The sequence below is a fragment of the Rhodovulum kholense genome (genome assembly GCF_003053725.1).
In the GTDB taxonomy this organism is placed as follows: Bacteria; Pseudomonadota; Alphaproteobacteria; order Rhodobacterales; family Rhodobacteraceae; genus Rhodovulum; species Rhodovulum kholense.
The window spans coordinates 578,600-596,670 of sequence record NZ_QAYC01000001.1; the positions used below are offsets into that span (position 1 = coordinate 578,600).

Below are 18,071 nucleotides of genomic sequence, written 5' to 3' on the forward strand. Positions count from 1 at the left end.
ATGACCGACCGCCGCAGCTTCCTTGCCGGGGCGCTGGCCGCCTCGCTTTCCCCCCGGATCGGCTGGGCCGATGCGGGCAGCCCGGCCTTTCTCAGCGCCGCCCAGGACCGCGACGGCAGCCAGACTTTGGTCGGGCTCGATGCCCAGGGGGCCGAACGGTTCCGCCTGCCCCTGCCAGAGCGCGGCCATGCCGCCGCCGCCCATCCCATCCGCCCCGAGGCCACGGCCTTTGCCCGCCGCCCGGGCACCTTCGCGCTGGTGATCGACTGCCGCGAGGGCCGGGTGACTGCCGTGCTGGACGCGCCCGAGGGTCGGCATTTCTACGGCCATGGCGCCTATTCCGCCGACGGGCGCTACATGTACACGCCCGAAAACGACTATGACGCGGCGCGCGGCGTGATCGGGGTCTGGGACACCGAGGCAGGCTATCTGCGGGTCGGCGAATTCGACAGCCACGGCATCGGCCCGCATGACATCAAGCTGATGCCCGACGGGAAAAGCTTCGTCATCGCCAATGGCGGGATCGAGACCCATCCCGACAGCGGCCGGGCCAAGCTGAACATCCCCTTCATGGAACCGAACCTCGCCTATCTCAGCGCCGAAGGCACGCTGCTGGAAACCGTCGCGCCGCCCGCCGAGTGGCACATGAACTCGATCCGGCATCTGGCGCTGGGACCGGGCGGCACCGTCGCCTTTGCCATGCAATGGGAAGGCCCCGAGGCCGAGGCGCCGCCGCTTCTGGGCCTGCACCGGCGGGGCGAAGCGCCGGTCTGGCTGGACGCGCCGGGCGCCGAACATGCGGCGATGCAGGGCTATGCGGGGTCGGTCGCGATCTCGGAGGACGGGGTCGAGGCCGCGATCTCGTCGCCGCGCGGCGGCCGGGTGCATGTTTTCGACATCGCGGGCGCGCGGTTTGCGGGCGCCATCGAGGCCCTGGACGTCTGCGGCCTTGCCCCTGCGGCGGGCGGCGGCTTCGTCGCCACGACCGGCACCGGCGACGTGCTGGGCCTGCAGGGCCTGCGCCCGGTCTGGACGGCCCGGCACGGCCGCGCCTTCGACAACCATCTGGTGACGGTGGGCGCCGCCTGAGCCCGGCCCTCAGCCCAGTTCCAGCGTCGCCACCGCCGAGATGAGTGGGCCGGGCTGCGGCGCGGGCCCGCGATACATCCGCGCCGTGCCGAAAACCGGGCTCAGGCCCAGCCCCGTGCAATGCCCGGCGAGCCAGGGGCTGGTCCCGGGCACGTCGATCATCGCAGGCGCGCCATGGGCGACGCGGCCGCAGGTCTCGATCAGCGCCGCCGCGACCGCGCCGTCCCCGGCGACCAGCGGCCCGATCTTCCAGCCCTCGCGGCAGGCCCGGATCGTCGCAAAGCCCGCGATCTCTCCGGCAGCGCGGCAGACGAGCGTGCGCCGGGTCTCGCAATCACGGGTCCAGGCCGACAGGAAGGCACGTTTCTCATAGCCGGTGGCTGCGGCCTCCATCGCGATCAGCGTTTCAATATCGTCCTTCAGCACCGGCCCGATGCCGGGATGGGCGCGGCCGGGCAGCACGCCCGCATAGCGCACCGTCCGCCCGGCCAGTTCGAACCCGCTCTTGCGATAGTTGTCCTGCTGCGCCTCGACCCCGTCGAGCCCCACCGTCCGCGCCCCCGCATGCTCCAGCGCATGGGTCCAGAGCGCATAGCCGATGCCCCGCCCGCGCCAGTCCGGGCGGCAGAGATAGAGGCCCAGAAAGGCCACCTCGTCGGTATGGTTCACCACCGAGATCGCGGCCACGATCCGGCCCTCGGCCTCGGCCACGAAGAACCCTTCGGGATCGGCCGCAAAAAAGGCCGCGGCATCGTCGAGCCCCGGGTTCCAGCCTTCCTCGGCGGCCCAGTCCAGCACGGCGGGCAGTTCTTCGGCGGTCATGCTGCGCAGTTTCATCGGCCTGTCAGAGCCTCCTTCAGCGATTGCGGCACCGGCACCGGGTCCTGCAGGTCGAGAAGCGACAGCAGGTCCAGCAGATGGCCCTTCATCACCTCTTCGGCCCGGTCGCCGTCGCGGTCCTCCATCGCGCGCATGAGCGCGTGATGGGCATGACTTTCGCACATCGCCTGCGGCCGGCGCCAGTAAAGCGCGATCACCAGCGACGAGCGCGAGATGAGCTGCGTGATGAAGCCCTCGATGATGGTCTGGTCGGCGATCCGGGCAATCTCGATATGGAACTGCCCCGACAGCCGCAGCGCCAGACCGGTCTGGGCGGCGGCCAGCGCCGCGTGCTCCTGGTCCATGTGACGCTTGAGCAGGCCGATGTCGCGGGGCGTGGCGCGCAGCGCGGCCGAGCGCGCGGTGCGCGGTTCCAGAAGCGCGCGCGCCTCGAACACCTCGCGCGCCTCGCGCACGGTCGGCTGGGCCACGAAGGCGCCGCGATGGGGCTCGATGGCAACAAGATTGTCATGGGCAAGCTGTTGCAGCGCCGCGCGCACGATGGTCCGGCTGACCCCGAAGATTTCGCCCACCTCGTCCTCGGACAGCTTCATCCCCGGCCCCAGCCGGCGCTCGTGGATGGCGCGGGTCAGATGCTCGACCACGTCGCGGGCACGGGTCGCCCGCTTGCCCTCCTGGCGCGCTGTCGGGGTCTGATCGGTCACGGCTCTCTCCTCGTTGCCCTCCTGTCATCGCCCGACTCAGGCGGCCGGACAAGAATCGTCAGAGTTGTGAGGGATCGCAGACCGGATCGTATACAATCCGCGATGCCGTAGCGGACAATATTGTTCACATCTGCCCAAATTAGCAGCACATCTCGAAAAGGCGGGGGCGGATCGGTTGGCCGGGGCTTTTCGCGGGCGGCCCGGCCCGGAAAGGTGAGGCAACAGCTTCTGGGGGAGCGGCATGCGCACTGAACTCGATCTGGAACTCGTGGCCCTGACGAAACGCTACGGCGAAACCGTCGCGGTCGATGGCATCCAACACCTGTTTCGCGGCGGCACCTATGCCTGCCTGCTGGGGCCGTCGGGCTGCGGCAAGTCCTCGACGCTGAGGATGATCGCCGGGCATGAAGAGGTCTCGGACGGGGCCATCGTGCTGGCGGGCCAGGACATCTCGCGCCTGCCGCCCGCCCGGCGCGGCACCGCGATGATGTTCCAGAACTACGCGCTGTTCCCGCATCTGTCGGTCGCCGACAACGTGGCCTTCAGCCTCAAGATGAAGGGCGTCGACCGCGAGACCCGGCGAAAGCGCGCGATGGAGCTGCTGGAGCTCGTGCACATGACCGCCTATGCCGAACGCCTGCCCGCCCAGCTGTCGGGCGGTCAGCAGCAGCGCGTGGCGCTGGCCCGGGCGCTGATCACCAATCCGCAGGTCCTGCTGCTGGACGAGCCGCTTTCGGCGCTCGACCCGTTCCTGCGGGTGCGGATGCGGTCGGAACTGAAGAAGCTGCAACGCGAGCTGGGCATCACCTTCGTCCATGTCACCCATGGCCAGGACGAGGCGCTGGCGCTCGCGGACGAGATCGTGGTGATGAACAACGCGGTGATCGAACAGGCAGGGCCCGCGCGCGAGGTCTTCAACACGCCGCGCACCGAATTCGTGGCGCGTTTCATGGGCGGGCACAACGTCATTGCCCTGCCGCGCGGCCATTTCGCGATCCGCTCCGACCAGATCGCAGTGACCGAGGCCGCGCAGGGCAAGCTCGACGGTCATGTCACCGGCATCGAATACCAGGGCACCAGCGTCGCGCTGACGCTGATGACCGCGGGCGATCAGGAGATCACCGCGATCGTTCCCGAAGACCAGTATTTCGTCAAACCCATCCAGCCCGGCGACGGCGTGGGGCTGAGCTGGGACGAAGACCACCTCCACGCCCTCACCGCGTGATCCAACAAGTCCACCATGGAGAGAAAGATGAGCGAAGCCACCAAGTCCGGCCTGAGCCGGCGCAGCCTGCTGAAGGGCGCCGCCGCGGGCGTTGCGGCCAGCGCCTTCCCGGCGCCGATGATCTGGGCGCAGAACATCAAGGACGTGACGCTGCGCCAGTTCGGCACCGGGGTGTCGAACATCAACGAAGTGGCGCAGAAGGTGAAAGAGGATCTGGGCTTCACGCTGGAGATGACCGCGCTTGACAGCGACGCGGTGACCCAGCGCGCCGCGACCCAGCCCAAATCCTTCGACATCGCCGATATCGAATACTGGATCTGCAAGAAGGTCTGGCCGACCGGCAACCTGCAGGGCATGGATGTCAGCAAGATCAGGAACTACGACAAGATCGTCGGCATCTTCAAGGACGGCAAGCTGACGCCCGACTCGACCATCGCCCAGGGCACCTCGCCCAACAGCGTGGGCTTCACCGACGGCCCGGACGGGACCAAGTTCGCCGATCACGAGACCGGCTGGATGACGCTGATCCCGACGATCTACAACGCCGACACGCTGGGCATCCGCCCCGACCTGATCGGCCGTCCGATCGACAGCTGGGCCGAGCTTCTGAACCCCGAATTCAAGGGCAAGGCCTCGCTTCTGGACATTTCGGCCATCGGCATCATGGATGCCGCCATGGTCTGCGAGGCGATGGGCGAGATCACCTATGGCAACAAGGGCAACATGACCCGCGACGAGATCGACAGGACCCTCGCGATCATGACCGAGGCCAAGAAGGCCGGCCAGTTCCGCGCCTTCTGGAAGACCTTCGACGAAAGCGTCAACCTGATGGCCTCGGGCGAGGTCGTGATCCAGTCGATGTGGTCGCCTGCCATCACCGCGGTCAAGTCGCGCGGCATCCCCTGCGTCTACCAGCCGCTGAAAGAGGGCTACCGCGCCTGGGGCGGCGGCATCGGTCTGTCGAAGAACCTCTCGGGGCTCGAGCTGGACGCGGCCTATGAGTACATCAACTGGTATCTCGACGGCTGGGTCGGCGGCTTCCTGATGCGGCAGGGCTATTATTCGGCCGTTCCGGAAACCTCGAAGAATTACATGACCGAGAACGAATGGGGCTACTGGTTCGAGGGCAAGCCCGCGACCGAGGTCATCACCAACCCCTATGGCGATGCGATGGCGCAGCCGGGCGAGACCCGCGACGGCGGGTCCTTCGAGGAACGCATGGGCCATATCGCCTGCTGGAACGCGGTCATGGACGAGAACCAGTACATGGTCCGCAAATGGAACGAGTTCATCGCCGCCTGATGGCCTGAGCCCGACCCTGTTGGGGCCGGCGCGGGTTTCACGCCTTCCGTAGCGCCCGGCCCCAGCCCTTCCCCCGACCCGGGGGAAGGGCCCCCTTTCCCGCCGTGAGGCCCTGCATGACCGCCCTATCGAAGAACCGCCGCCTTTTCGGATCGCTTCTGGCGTCGCTATTGGCGCAGCTCGCGACCGGCCGGACCAAGAACCGCCATCTCATGGGCTGGCTGCTGGCCTCGCCGATGGCGCTGGTGCTGATGGTCTTTCTGGTGCTGCCGATCGTGATGATCGTCATCGTCAGCTTCTGGGGCGCGACCGAGTTCTCGATCTACCCGGCCTTCCAGTGGGACAATTACCAGTTCCTGCTGACGTCTCCCGTCACCTACAAGGTCTTTCTCAACACCTTCAAATACGCGGTTCTGACCTGGGCTTTCACGCTGACCATCGGCTTTACGGTGGCCTATTTCCTGGCCTTCCATGTCCGCAGCCTGACCTGGCAGATCGCGCTGTTCCTGCTGTGCACCATTCCGTTCTGGACCTCGAACATCATCCGGATGATTTCCTGGATCCCGTTTCTCGGGCGCAACGGCATCGCCAATTCGACGCTGATGTCGATGGGGGTGATCGACGAGCCGCTGGAATGGCTGCTGTATTCCGATTTCTCGGTGATCCTCGCCTTCGTGCACCTTTACACGCTGTTCATGGTGGTCCCGATCTTCAACACCATGATGCGGATCGACCGCTCGCTGATCGAGGCGGCCTACGATTCCGGCGCGACCGGCTGGCAGACGCTGACGAATGTCATCATTCCGCTGTGCAAGCCCGGCATCATGATCGGCTCGATCTTCGTCGTCACGCTGGTGATGGGCGACTTCATCACCGTGCGCTTCATGTCGGGCTCGCAATCCGCGAATGTCGGGCGCCTGATCTCGAACGATATCGGGCTGTTGCAATACCCCTCGGCCGCCGCCACCGCCGTCATCCTGCTGATCACGGTGCTGATGGTGATCGGCCTGCTGCTGCGCTTCGTCGACATCCGGAAGGAGCTTTGACATGGACCGCCGCCCCCGTTCCTTCTACGTGCTGGCCGCCTTCTTCACGCTGTTCCTGCTGTTTCTCTACGGCCCGACCTTCACCATCGCCATTCTCAGCTTTCAGGGCCCCGAGGGCGGGCTGACCTTCCCGATGCGGGGCGTCTCGCTGCACTGGTTCCGCGACCTCTTCGAGCAGCAGGCCGTCGGCGACATCTGGGGCAGCTTCGGGCGATCCTTCGTGCTGGGGCTGATGGTGATGGTGACGACCGTCGTCGTCTCGGTGATGGGCGGGCTTGCCTTCCGCAAGCGCTTTGCCGGGTCGGCGGTGCTGTTCTATCTGGTGGTGACCTCGCTGGTCATCCCGTCGATCCTGGTCTCGCTGGGCGTCGGGCTGATCTTCAGCCAGTCGGGGCTCGACGTGCACTGGGCGACCTCGGGCTTCGGGTCGCAGTTGACATGGACCCTGCCCTTCGGCTTGCTGATCATGTTCGCGGTCTTCAACCGCTTCGACAAAAGCTATGAAGAGGCCGCGCGCGATCAGGGCGCCAGCGCCTGGCAGACGATCCGCCATGTGGTGCTGCCGATCATCGCGCCCTCGCTGATCGGGGTGGCGCTGTTCGGCTTCACCCTCAGCTACGACGAATTCGCCCGCACCCTGCTGACCGCGGGCAGCCATAACACCCTGCCGCTGGAGATCTACGGCATGACCACCAATGTCACGACGCCCGTCATCTTCGCGCTTGGCACGCTGACCACCGCCTTCTCGCTGGTCGTGATCGGCGTTTTCCTGGCCACCGTCTGGACGATGAACCGCCGCCGCGCCCGGCAAGGCTCGGACGCCGGTCAGGGGATGGTCTGAGCCATGGCCTTCATCGTCATCAACCCCAATTCCACCGCGGCCATGACCGACTCGATCCTCGCCATGGCCCAGGCCGCCGCCCCGGGCGCAGCCTTCGAGGGCTGGACCTCGACGCTTGCCCCGCCCGCGATCCAGGGGCCCGCGGATGTCGCCGCCGCGACGCCGCCGCTGCTGGAGCTGGTCACCCAGGCCGCCCGGCGCGGCGCCGAGGGGGTGATCGTGGCCTGTTTCGACGACCCGGCGCTGGCCGAGGCGCGGGCCTGCGCGCCCTGCCCCGTGATCGGCATCGGCCAGTCCGCCTTTCACAAGGCGGCGCTCCGCGGCTGGCGGTTTTCCGTGGTGACGACGCTGCCCGCGGCGATCCCGACGGTCGAGGGCAATATCCGGGGCTATGGCCTGTCGCAGCATCTGGGCCGGGTGCGGGCCAGCAACGTGCCGGTTCTGGCGCTTGAGGAAGACACCGAGGCCGCCTGCGCCCGCGTCGCCGAAGAGGCTGAACGCGCCGTCGCCGAAGACGGCATCGACGCGGTGATCCTCGGCTGCGCCGGGATGGCCCGGGTCACCGGACATCTGCGCACCCGGCTGCCGGTGCCGGTGATCGACGGGGTCGAGGCCGCCGCGCGCTTCATCTCGGTGCTGTGAGGCGCCCAAGAACGATCCGTGCCCGCGCAATCCTCGCGCCCCGAGACGAAACCGACACCCGGCGCCGGGCTCAGACGCGTCGCCGTCCCCGCATCTTCGGCCGATTGACCTGCGCTTCGGACGGGAAAACCCGACTGCCGGTCGGGCGGATCGGACCTGTCGAAGGACCCTGCCGCGATGCGGCCTGAATGGGCCTTCCCGAGGCGGAATCGGGATCGGCACAAGAGACGTCATTCCCCAGGATCGGGCGTCCTGTCCGGCGCGAGCGATCGGGGGGGCATGCCCTGTCGCGGCTGACATGTCCCAGGCGGTCAGGGCGGCCTCCATCGCGGCGACGCCGTCCAGATCGAGGGGATGGGTCGGCCCGTCGAGGACGAGCCGCATCGGCGGCGGGCCCGACCCCGAGGGCACAGGCCAGACCGGTGCGCAGGCGCTCGCCCCCGCCCGGTTCGCCCGCGCGGCGCAAGGCATCCGCCGCATGAAACCCGAAGCGGACCACGAGGCACGGGGCGGCACGCATTCCTGATCATCGCCCGAAAATGACGATTGCGGTGCGCGAGATGGCAGAGAGGAAAGTCCCCGGACAGCGGCCACTCGCGTGGCACCTCGGCGCCGGTCCCCGAGGCGGCCAAACATGATCCCGATGCGGTTGTGCCGCTTGTCCTGTCTGACGGTCCCGTTGCACTTCGTCCGTCCCGGGATGCAGGCTTGTATGCCCTTGCCTTTCACCGCGTCCCGGAACCGGCCTGCGGCTTCCGGAGCGCCCGGTCGCCCGTTTCGGCGGCATCCGGTGCGTGGCTCAGACATATCCGGTCGCGCCGGAGGCCAGCCGCCAGGCTCTTTTCCCCGATGTCGCCCGAGGGGAACCGGTCAAGCGGTTCGCCCCCTGCGGGACAGCCGCCGCGCGCGGCGTCCTGCGCGCCCCATGATGCTGGCGCGGCATCGCGGGTGGCAACCGGCCGGGCGCTGGTCACCGCTTGTCTCCGTCCTCCCCGGGCCGCGCGTCTTTCACAGCGGCAGGCCATCAGGCCCCCGCCTGTGGACGCCGTGACCGGGCCGGTCCAGGATTGCGTCGGCGCGGGCGGGCTCGTCGACGACGCGGCGCCAGGCCCCGGCCGGCAACTGGCGGATGATGACGGCGACGCCGTCGCCGTCCCCGACGATCCCCATGAGGTCGCGCCGCGCGGCCCGGCCGTCGGGCGGTCGGGGCCGATCAGCGGGTCGGGACGGCCCGGCCGACGGAACAGCCGGGGAATGCGGCCGCCGCCAGGGTCTGCCCGCGTTCTGCAAAAAGGCGCGGCACGCGGCGGTGCAGGACGCTCTTCCCGTTCCGACAGGCGGCCTGCGCCGGGTCGGCTGGCCGATTTCGCGGCGGAAGACTCGTTCGCCCCGATCTTGCGGGAAGTCGCCGCGATACCGACCCCGCCCGCGATCCGTTCGGCGGCCGGTCGGGTGGACAGGAACCGGAAACTCCCAGACCACCCCACGCGTCGGCTCACCATCGCGCGCCATGTCCAGCCCCCTCGATCGCATGCAGACATCCTCCCAAGGCCCGTGTTTCACTGGACCATGGGGGCATTGCACCGCTTTCGATGCTCAACACGCTCAAGGCGCAGGTCGCCGCAGTCGGAGAAGGAAGCAGGACCCGCCTGTTGCCGTATTTCCGGCCGCGCGGGCCGGATTGCGGTTGCTGGCTCCGCGTCTGCCGGATGGATCCAAAACGGAACCGCCGCTTTTGCCGAACTTCCACGGCGGTACGGCCGCGACCGCATCGTCGCGGACGCCGCTGACGCTCAGGACAGAACGGCCCCCGAGGGAGAGGAATGGCGGCCTGTGACAGCCCCGTCGGGGTCCGAAAGGTGGAATGGCCGGCCAGTCCGGCCATCCGAAGGGTCCGCCCGGAACGCGCGCGCGCAAGTTCCCGTTCACTGGCGTCTCGGCCCGGACACCGGCACCGGGAGCGACTTGCATCTGGCATTCGCGGCATCGCTCCGGTAACTGGCAAGGGTCAGCTGGCCTGCGGCACACGCCCCGCCATGACCGAAGGGACGGTTTCCTGCGCAAAAGCGTCCCGAGAATCGGGCGCCGCCGCGGCTCTGACGGATGATCAGCGTTGGAGATCCGGACCTTTGGAGAGAAGCCGCGCCGTCCTGGCAACCTTGGGATTCGACCCGAAACACCTGTCCTTCGCGGGCCGAACCGCGCTCGCCGCCTGCGCGGCCCTGGCTGTGGCCTGGGCGGCGGGGCTGGAGCATCCGCAATGGGCCGCGATGACCGTCTGGGCCGCGTCGCAGCCGACGCGCGGCCAGCTTCTTGAGAAAAGCTTCTTCCGGATCGCAGGCACGGTCAGCGGCACGGCCGCGGGCATCCTTCTGGTGCTGGCGGGCGGCCTGCACCCCCTGTTGCTGGTCCTCGGGCTGGCGCTTTGGGTGGCAGCCTGCACGGGCATCGGCAACGTGCAGCGCGGGTTCGTGTCCTATGGCACGGTGCTTGCCGGCTATACCGCCGCGATGGTGGCATTGCTCGAGTCGAGCCTCCCCGACCGCGTGGTTCTGCTTGGGGCCGACCGGCTGGCGACCGTGCTGACCGGGGTCGTCGTGGCGATGGTCTTCGGCTATGCCTTCGCGCCGCCCACGGCAAGCCCCGAGATCCGCCGGAGGGCGGCCCGGCTGATCGCGGATATCCTCGACGAGCTTGCCGCGCGGATGGACGGGCATGCCGAACGGCCGGACCGGGGGGGCGCCCTGCTGGCGGAGATGGCCAGTATCGAGGACGGGCTCGACCCCCAGGCGGCGGGCTCCATCCGGTCCCGGCGCGTGGTGCGGTCGACCCGCGCCGTCCTGGGGGCGGGATTGTCGGCGCTGCTCTGGGTCCGTCGCAACCCGGCGCATGCGCTTTGCCCCGGGGCGGCGCAGCCCTTCCGTCAGGCCGCGGCCGACCTGCGACTGGACCATATCGACAGGGCACGATCCACGCTTTCGGCCTCGGCCGGCCTCGTGGCGGCGCATCCCCGGCTGCTGGGCGTGGTGCGCGACCTGGCCCTCGCGCTCGATCACTGGCAAAACCCGGACGCCCGCACGCCGGACCGCTCGCTGCCGGCCGTGATCTCGCGCGACTGGATCGGAGCGCGCGAGGCCGCACTCCGGGCCGGAGGCGCGATCCTTCTGTTCGGCGCGGTCTGGCAGGCGACGGGCTGGCATGCGGGACCCTATCTGCTGCTGGGCCTGTCGATCATGATCTCGCTGTTCTCGACCTTCGAGAATCCGCGGGCCATGATGCGCAACGTCTTCCTCGGCTCGCTGTTCGGCGCGCTGGGGGCGCTGGCCTGCCGCTGGCTGGTCTGGCCGCTGGCCGGAGCCGAGTATCAGCTGATCCTGCTGGCCTTTCCCTTCATCCTCTTCGGCCCGTTTCTCGTGGGCCATCGGCGCACGGCGGCGATCAGTTTCGACTACAACATGACCTTGATGCTCATGCTGCAACCCGTCTGGCCGCTGGCGGGCAAGTTTCTCGACTCGGTCGAGATCGGTCTCGCCATCCTCGCCGCACCGATAACGGCCTTCGTGGCCTATCGCTTCGTCTATCCCGCCGGGTTGCGGCGCAGGCTTCGGACCCAGTTCCGCATGATGATCGCGGATCTGGCCGCCCTCGCTTCGGACGACCAGGCCCTGACCCATCGCGCCGTCTGGCGGGCGCGGCTCTATCACCGGGCGCTGCGTCTGGTGCGCCTGTCCGAAAAGGCCTCGCGCGCCAAGGACCGGGGGCAGCGCGCGAGCCTTGCGATCCTCGATCTCGGGCATGCGACGATGCGGGCGAAGGACCTGCTGGAGCGCGGCGCCGTGACGCCGGGCGCGGCACGCGCCCTGACCGGCTTTATCGGGCGGGTGGGCCACCTGCCGGACCGGCCCGAGCGCTGCCTGTCTGCCCTCCGCCGCATCGAGGAGCGTTTGCCCGAGGACGAGTTGAGGCCGTTCCGGAAGGCCGCGTGCGAACTCGAAGGTCTGCTGGACGATTTCCGCCAGAGCCTGGTCTGATCATTCCTCGACCCGCAGCATCGTCTTTATGGCACGGCGCTCGTCCATCGCCCGGTAGCCCTCGGCGACATCCGCGATGGGAAGCGTCAGGTCGAACACCCTGCCGGGCTCGATCCGGCCCTGCAGAACCCTGTCCATCAGGTCGGGCAGGAAGCGGCGCACCGGGGCCGGGCCGCCCAGCATCCGCTGCTGCTTGAAGAAGAGCTGCCCGCCGTCGAAGCTGACGCCATGGGGCACGCCGACATAGCCGATGGTCCCGCCCGGGCGGCAGACCCCCATCGCCTGCTGCATGGATTGCGCCATGCCGACGGCCTCGATCACCGAGTCCGCGCCGACGCCGTCGGTCAGGTCCATGATCCGGGCGACGCCGTCCTTGCCGCGTTCCCCGACGATGTCGGTGGCGCCGAAGTCGCGCGCCAGGGCCGAGCGGCTTTCATGCCGGCTCATGGCGATGATCCGCCCCGCGCCCAGCTGGCTGGCCGCCATCACGCCCATCAGGCCCACGGCGCCGTCGCCGACGACGACGACCGTTCCCCCCTCGCGCACATTGGCCGCGACCGCCCCGTACCATCCGGTCCCAAGCACGTCCGACACCGCCAGCATATGCGGGATCATCCCGGCATCCGGCATCTCTTCGGTGGCCACCAGCGTGCCGTCGGCCAGCGGAACCCGGGCATAGGGCGCCTGGGCGCCGGTCATGAACTCGCGCTGCTCGCAGGAGGACTGGAAGCCGAACTGGCAATGCGGGCAGGTATTGTCCGAAAGACAGAAGGACCCGACGACGAACTGGCCCGGCTTGACCGTGCGCACCTCGCTGCCGACCTCGACGACCACGCCGCAATATTCGTGCCCCATATGCGCGGGACCGTCCTGCGGCTGCAGGCCCCGGTAGGGCCAGAGGTCCGAGCCGCAGATACAGGTGGCCGACAACTTGATGATGGCATCGGTGGGCTTGAGGATCTTCGGATCTTCGACGGCTTCATAGCGAACGTCGCCGGGGCCGTGCATGACCGTTGCGTGCATGGAAACTCCTTTCCTTTAAGTCAGGCGCCGGACCCGGCGCCGGTGACATGCTGCATCCAGGTGCAGATCTACCTGTGCTTCCTGTCCTGGATGGCAATATGGCTGACGCTTGTCCCGGTCGGGCCACGGCAAAGTCCGGGGCAAAGCGCCCTCGGCCGAGGCCGACCCTCGACCCGTTGATCGCGACGAATTAGGGGCGTTGTCCCTTGGAAGGGCGGACTCGGACCCTGCGATTGCCGCCACTGGCGGCGCCCGCTGACGGTTGACCAAAGACCCTAATGATCGGATCGGCGCCGCGCATGCATGCAAAGGCGCCGGGAACGCCAGGCATCCTGCCCCTGGCGGTGGGGCCGCGGGTGCGCTGGTCGCGCCATCGGCCCGGCCTAGCGCAGGACCTGCCGTCATTGCGGGCGAAACGGCCAATCGCCCGTCGCGCCGGCGCCCCTTCGGGCAAGCATCGTCTCACCCGCCGGCCGACCCCGGCGGTCAGGCTCCTGCGGACCTGGCCGAGCCCCCGGGCGGGTGGAAAAGCGACCGCCGGATCGCCACATGAACCCCGAAATTGCCATCCGCGACCTGGGTGACGCTGAAATCGGCGGCGACAGACAGCAGGGCACGGGCGTCGTCTTCGGTCAGCCCGTGGACGTCCCTCAGGAAACGCCGCCCCTGGCGGAAGGCATGGCGCAAGGCATGATCCACCGAAGAGCGCGTGTAGACATCGGTCTGGGCGCTGCGGCCGAGATCGCGCAGGTGGTTTTCGAACCTGAAGCTCTGGATCACCCAAGCCTCGGGCGTCCCGATGACCGGCGCGGTCCGGCCGCGCACCCCGGGGACGGTGTCGGTTCCGGACTTGTGCAGTCTCAGGCGGAAGGTGCCGGTCAGCGACATCTCAAGACCCGTTCCGTTGATCTCGCCATCGCCCTGGCTGAAATGGCCGTCCCCGATGGACAGCAGCGCGCCCTCGACCGCGACGGGCAGATAGATGCGGGCGCCGGAACCGGCGCGCCAGTTTTCGATATTGCCGCCGAAATAGCCCGGCGGAATGGTATCGACGATCTCCGCCGCGCGCGGGGCGCCCCCGACAAAGCCGAAATGCGGGCGCGCGGGCACGACGATGCCGTCCAGCGCCCGGCGGTGATCGACCAGACTGTGGTCGACCGGAATGCCGGGATCGTCCATCGTGCCGCGCTCGATCCCGAACGGACCGGTCTGCGGGGTCCAGCGATACTGATAAACGGCGCGGGCCTCGTCGGGGCGGTCCGGATCGACCTCGAAGATCGTCACCGTCTCGTGCCGTTTCGTGCCCGGCAGCGGGTCCGTGTACTGATACCCCCACCAGGCGGCGGCATTCGATCCGAAGGCCTTGCCCCGGAACAGCAGATTGGCCGAGGGGCGCGGGGCGATCTTCAGGATCTCGACCTCCAGAACGTCGCCCGGTTCGGCGCCGCTGACATGGATCGGCCCACTGCAGATATGGACGCCGAAACCCTCGCCCGCGCCGGTCGATCGCCTTGGCCTGACGAGTCCAGCGAAAGACGCTTTCCGCCCCCGGATCGCCCTCGACGAAGCAGGTGTAATCGTCGCCGCCATGCCGGGTCAGCGTCTCGACCCGGACGACCGCGCCGGAGGGCACATGGAGGGCGGGCGGAAGCGACCGGCTGATATGACCCCGATGCACGGTACCGGCCCGCGCGGGCAGCACGAAATCGACCGGGCCGCCATCGCCGGGCGCAGGCGCAGGCAGCTCCGCCGCGGGGCTCGCGGGCCGCCGCACCGGCGGCCGGGCCGCGCCCACCGCCGCCGGATCGGCGGCCTCACCCGGATTGCCGCGAACGGCGTAGGGAAGCGGCGCATGCCGGTTGTCCGCGCGCAGCGCGCGGGGCGCGAGATGCCGAAGGCGTCGTGAAACGACAGGCTGAAATGCGCGGCGCCAGCAAAGCCCCAGCGATGCGCGATCTGGGCGATACCGACCCCGTTCTGGCTCATGTCCAGCAGATCGGCGCGGCTGCGCCCCAGCCGTTTCTGGCGGATGTGCCGGGAAAAGCTGTCGCCCCCCCAGCTCGAAAAGCCGCTGAACATAACGCGGCGACAGCCCCGCCAGTCCGGCGACATCGCGCAGGGACAGCTCCTGCATCGCCAGCCGCGTGTCGATAGCGGCCGTGACCCGCCGGAAATGCGCGACCTGAACGGGCGTCATCCCGCCGTCGTCCAGATCCGCCTCGCGCAGGACGGCGTTGCAAAGCACGTCCAGCAAGGCGCCCTCGCTGGCGGCAAGGTCCTGCTGGGTCAGCGCGTCGAACTGCGCGCCGAGAACCGCCAGCATCGTCCGCGCCATATCGGCGGCAACCGACCCGCCCAGCACCAACGGCCGCGCCAGCCGCTGTCGGCCGAGCCGGGTCGAGACGCAGTCGGGCGGCGCAGCGGTCAGCCCGAATTCGGCCAGCCGCGCGCACCAGAGCGCCGCGCGCCCCGCCTCGGGCAGCGTCGACAGATCCAGATGATCGGGGGCCAAAGCGCTGTCCATCCCGCGACAAGCCTGGCGCAGCAGCGGCCGCCCGGTGCCGGAAATCCGGGGGGGGGCGGGCCGGTTTCCGTTCATATGCCTTAATTTTATGCGGCTGTGTCGGCAAGCGCTGTCCCGCATATGCACAAACGGTTTCCCGGACGCGCGACCCTCCTGCGGCGGCGGTCCGGCAGGACGGCGGTCAGCCCCCGCCAACTCCTTGCCATGGCGCCGTTTTCCGCCGCCCGTAACGGAAGGCCCGGGCGCCCTGCCCCCGGGCGGGCGCGCTTGCCAAAACCGGGCCACCGCCAACTGAGCCTGCCGGTGCCAGATATTTCCCAACAGGAAAGACGATCATGTGTCGTGAAGACGATGCGACCTGCCCCGATTTCGAGGCGCATTTCCGGCAGTTCAAGGAAGAGATCAACCCCGGCCGGCGCGGGCTGCTGGGCGCCAGTCTGTTCGGCGCGGGCGGGCTGATCGCGGCGGGGGCGGCGGGCTGTCGCTGGTGACGCCCGCGCTGGCGCAGGCCAGTGCCGCCAAGGCGCCGGGGCGCCCGTCCTATCACTATCTTCCCGCCAATGCCGAGACGGTCCATTGGGGGGTATTCCAGCAAGACGCTGGCGCCCCGGATCGAGACCGACAGCGGCGACATCGTGCCCCCCGAGACGCTGAGCCATCACGCCGACGACGACCTGGAACGCATGGTTCACGGCGATGAGGGCGCCGAAAGCGTCTGTCTCTGGACGAAGGACAGGAAGGGCGTCGACCGCCGGGGCGCGGGGTCGACCGATCCGGCGGTCTACAGGGTGGGCTCGGGCGACGGTCAGGGGGTGCATATCCTCACCGGCCCGGTCCATGTGCGGGGCGCCGAGCCGGGCGACGTGCTCGAGATGCGCATCCTCGATTGCGTGCCGCGTCCCAGCGCCAATCCGGATTTCGCCGGCAAGAGCTTCCGGTCGAACGCCGCCGCCTGGTGGGGCTATCATTACAACGACATGTTGGGCGGCGCGAAACGCGAGGTCATCACGATCTATCAGGTCGATGCCACCGGCGACAAAAGCTGGGCCGAGGCGGTCTACCATTTCAAATGGGTTCCGCAGACCGACCCGTTCGGCGTGACCCATCCGACCATCGACCATCCCGGCGTGCCGGTCGACCATGCGCTGACCGACCGCAATTACGACGTGCAGAAAGGCATCCGCATTCCGATCCGGCCGCATTTCGGCACGCTTGGCGTGGCCACGGCCGAGGCCGATTTCGTCGAACCGGTCCCGCCCAGCTATACCGGCGGCAATGTCGACAACCGGCGGATCGGCAAGGGCGCGATCATGTATTACCCGGTCTCGGTCGAGGGCGCGCTGCGGTCGGTCGGCGTCGATTTCGGGATCACGCAGGTGGTCGACGGCAACTGGGGCGTGCACGCCATCGTGAAGAAGGACATCTTCTCGGGCCGCGCCTGACCGCCCGGCTCCCCCCCGAGCCAAACGATGGCCCGGCACGGGGGGCCTTGCGGCGGGCACGCCCCCGGGCATGACCCGCACGCTCGGCCGCCCGACCCGAGCGCCAGCCGACCCCGAGGCCCGTCCGCCCGCCGATGCCAATCGAGGACCGCTCCGCCCGCGCCGGAGCACGGCAGGGCCTGTCTGCAACCAGTCCGGCCGACGGCGCGGCGAGGCCGGGCCTCGTCTTCCCGTGATCCGGCATCCGATGCCCTGCCCGCCCGACCGGCAGCCCGGACCCAAAGCCCCATGCCAAAAGCCCGACGCGGACCGGACCGGTCAGTCTGCGAAGGCCGCGGCACGAGGCATGCTGCGGGTCTGCAGCAAGGCCCCGCTCAGAGCCCCGAGAGCTTCATGAAAGCCTCGGGATAGCGATTGCCCTGCGGCCGGAACCCGGCGGCCTCGATCTCGGCCATGTCGGCCTCGGTCAGCGCGACGTCGAGCGCGCCGCAGTTCTCCTCGAACCGCTCCAGCCGCCGGGTGCCGAAGAGCGGCACGATCCAGGGCTTGCGCGCTAGCAGCCAGGCCAGGGCGACCTGGGCGGGCGTCGCACCGTGGCGGGCGCCGATCCCCGAAATCAGCTCGACGAGCCGCATGTTCGCCGCGCGCGCCTCGGCCTCGAACCGCGGCATCTTCGCCCGCATGTCATTCTCGGCAAAGCTGGCGGCCGGGTCGATCTTGCCGGTCAGGAACCCCCGGCCCAGCGGCGAGAACGGCACGAGCCCGATCCCCAGCTCTTCCAGGACCGGCAGGATCCCGCCCTCGGGCTCGCGGGTCCAGAGCGAATATTCGCTTTGCAGCGCCGCCACCGGCTGCACCGCATGGGCCTTGCGGATCGAGCCCGCCCCGGCCTCGGACAGGCCGAACCAGCGCACCTTGCCCTCGGCGATCAGGTCCTTCACGACGCCCGCGACATCCTCCATCGGCACCTCGGGATCGACCCGGTGCTGATAGCAGAGGTCGATGTAATCGGTGCCCAGGCGGCGCAGGCTGCCCTCGACCGAGGACCGGATCTGCGCGGGCTTGCTGTTGACGCCGCCGCGATGCTCGCCGGTCTTCTGGTCGATGTCCCAGCCGAACTTGGTCGCGATCTTGACCTTGTCGCGCATGCCCCGGAACGCCTCGCCGACCATTTCCTCGTTGGTCCAGGGCCCGTAGACCTCGGCCGTGTCGAAGAGGTCCATGCCGCGCTCGGCCGCCGCCCGCAGCAGCGCGATCATCTGGTCGCGATCCTCGATCTCGCGGCTCTTGCCGTATCCCATCGCGCCAAGCGCGAGGGCCGACACTTCCAACCCTTGTCCAAGCGTTCGCTTCTGCATGGAT

17 protein-coding genes are annotated in these 18,071 nt (G+C 68.9%); 10 read left to right on the plus strand and 7 right to left on the minus strand.

Annotated elements, in window-relative coordinates:
- Entirely contained in the window at nt 1-1,089 is a 1,089-nt protein-coding gene (locus C8N38_RS02615) for a DUF1513 domain-containing protein (RefSeq protein ID WP_108023608.1), read from the plus strand.
- Nucleotides 1,090-1,098: 9 nt separating this feature from the next.
- Here C8N38_RS02615 and C8N38_RS02620 read toward each other — a convergent pair whose 3' ends face one another.
- Together C8N38_RS02620 and C8N38_RS02625 are read right to left on the minus strand one after the other, a co-directional pair.
- A complete protein-coding gene (locus C8N38_RS02620) occupies nt 1,099-1,926 on the minus strand; it encodes a GNAT family N-acetyltransferase (protein ID WP_108023610.1) in 828 nt (275 codons plus the stop codon).
- Nucleotides 1,923-2,573 (minus strand): GntR family transcriptional regulator, encoded by a 651-nt coding sequence (locus C8N38_RS02625; RefSeq protein WP_245895490.1) that lies wholly within the window; start codon nt 2,571-2,573, stop codon nt 1,923-1,925. Before C8N38_RS02625 ends, C8N38_RS02620 begins: the two co-directional genes overlap by 4 nt.
- Before the next feature lie 301 nt (nt 2,574-2,874).
- Between C8N38_RS02625 and C8N38_RS02630 the strand changes: the two genes are divergently transcribed.
- The 5 genes from C8N38_RS02630 (at nt 2,875) to C8N38_RS02650 (ending at nt 7,689) form a co-directional block, all read left to right on the plus strand.
- Nucleotides 2,875-3,858, plus strand: coding sequence for an ABC transporter ATP-binding protein (locus tag C8N38_RS02630; protein ID WP_108023613.1), 984 nt, complete (start codon nt 2,875-2,877; stop codon nt 3,856-3,858).
- Nucleotides 3,859-3,885: 27 nt separating this feature from the next.
- Nucleotides 3,886-5,160 (plus strand): ABC transporter substrate-binding protein, encoded by a 1,275-nt coding sequence (locus C8N38_RS02635; protein WP_108023615.1) that lies wholly within the window; start codon nt 3,886-3,888, stop codon nt 5,158-5,160.
- Between the two features lie 212 nt (nt 5,161-5,372).
- Complete coding sequence (locus C8N38_RS02640; RefSeq protein ID WP_245895491.1) at nt 5,373-6,206, plus strand: ABC transporter permease; 834 nt, start codon at nt 5,373-5,375, stop codon at nt 6,204-6,206.
- Between the two features lies 1 nt (nt 6,207).
- Nucleotides 6,208-7,047, plus strand: a complete 840-nt coding sequence (locus C8N38_RS02645; RefSeq protein WP_108023619.1) for an ABC transporter permease — start codon at nt 6,208-6,210, stop codon at nt 7,045-7,047.
- A gap of 3 nt (nt 7,048-7,050) precedes the next feature.
- Entirely contained in the window at nt 7,051-7,689 is a 639-nt protein-coding gene (locus C8N38_RS02650) for an aspartate/glutamate racemase family protein (protein WP_075786079.1), read from the plus strand.
- Between the two features lie 1,008 nt (nt 7,690-8,697).
- On the opposite strand, the gene C8N38_RS21355 is transcribed toward C8N38_RS02650, so the two are convergent.
- The gene (locus C8N38_RS21355) at nt 8,698-8,859 is read right to left on the minus strand and encodes a hypothetical protein (protein ID WP_158272285.1); all 162 of its coding nucleotides are present in this window, start codon (nt 8,857-8,859) and stop codon (nt 8,698-8,700) included.
- Between the two features lie 959 nt (nt 8,860-9,818).
- Between C8N38_RS21355 and C8N38_RS02660 the strand changes: the two genes are divergently transcribed.
- Nucleotides 9,819-11,720 carry an FUSC family protein gene (locus C8N38_RS02660; RefSeq protein WP_158272286.1) on the plus strand — a complete coding sequence of 634 codons (1,902 nt, stop codon included), beginning with the start codon at nt 9,819-9,821 and terminating at the stop codon, nt 11,718-11,720.
- Here C8N38_RS02660 and C8N38_RS02665 read toward each other — a convergent pair whose 3' ends face one another.
- The 3 genes from C8N38_RS02665 to C8N38_RS22230 form a co-directional block, all read right to left on the minus strand.
- Nucleotides 11,721-12,743, minus strand: coding sequence for a zinc-dependent alcohol dehydrogenase family protein (locus tag C8N38_RS02665; protein ID WP_108023623.1), 1,023 nt, complete (start codon nt 12,741-12,743; stop codon nt 11,721-11,723). It abuts the gene before it with no gap.
- A gap of 486 nt (nt 12,744-13,229) precedes the next feature.
- Nucleotides 13,230-14,333: an acetamidase/formamidase family protein gene (locus tag C8N38_RS02670; RefSeq protein WP_108023625.1), complete on the minus strand. Its 1,104-nt coding sequence runs from the start codon at nt 14,331-14,333 to the stop codon at nt 13,230-13,232.
- A 6-nt stretch (nt 14,334-14,339) separates the two neighbouring features.
- Nucleotides 14,340-14,822, minus strand: a complete 483-nt coding sequence (locus C8N38_RS22230) for a helix-turn-helix domain-containing protein (RefSeq protein WP_158272287.1) — start codon at nt 14,820-14,822, stop codon at nt 14,340-14,342.
- On the opposite strand from C8N38_RS22230, the gene C8N38_RS02680 reads away from it, so the two are divergent.
- The 3 genes from C8N38_RS02680 to C8N38_RS02685 all read left to right on the plus strand — a co-directional run bounded on the left by C8N38_RS02680 (nt 14,728) and on the right by C8N38_RS02685 (nt 16,709).
- Nucleotides 14,728-15,351, plus strand: a complete 624-nt coding sequence (locus tag C8N38_RS02680; protein WP_170120291.1) for a hypothetical protein — start codon at nt 14,728-14,730, stop codon at nt 15,349-15,351. The two genes, C8N38_RS22230 and C8N38_RS02680, sit on opposite strands and share 95 nt — an antisense overlap.
- Nucleotides 15,352-15,602: 251 nt before the next feature.
- Nucleotides 15,603-15,758, plus strand: coding sequence for a hypothetical protein (locus C8N38_RS21580; protein ID WP_215731067.1), 156 nt, complete (start codon nt 15,603-15,605; stop codon nt 15,756-15,758).
- 69 nt (nt 15,759-15,827) lie between these two features.
- Nucleotides 15,828-16,709, plus strand: a complete 882-nt coding sequence (locus C8N38_RS02685; protein ID WP_215731068.1) for an acetamidase/formamidase family protein — start codon at nt 15,828-15,830, stop codon at nt 16,707-16,709.
- A 374-nt stretch (nt 16,710-17,083) separates the two neighbouring features.
- Here the strand turns inward: C8N38_RS02685 and C8N38_RS02690 are convergent, their stop codons facing one another.
- On the minus strand, nt 17,084-18,067 hold the full coding sequence (locus tag C8N38_RS02690) for an aldo/keto reductase (RefSeq protein WP_108023631.1): 984 nt from the start codon (nt 18,065-18,067) through the stop codon (nt 17,084-17,086).
- Nucleotides 18,068-18,071 lie beyond the last annotated feature (4 nt).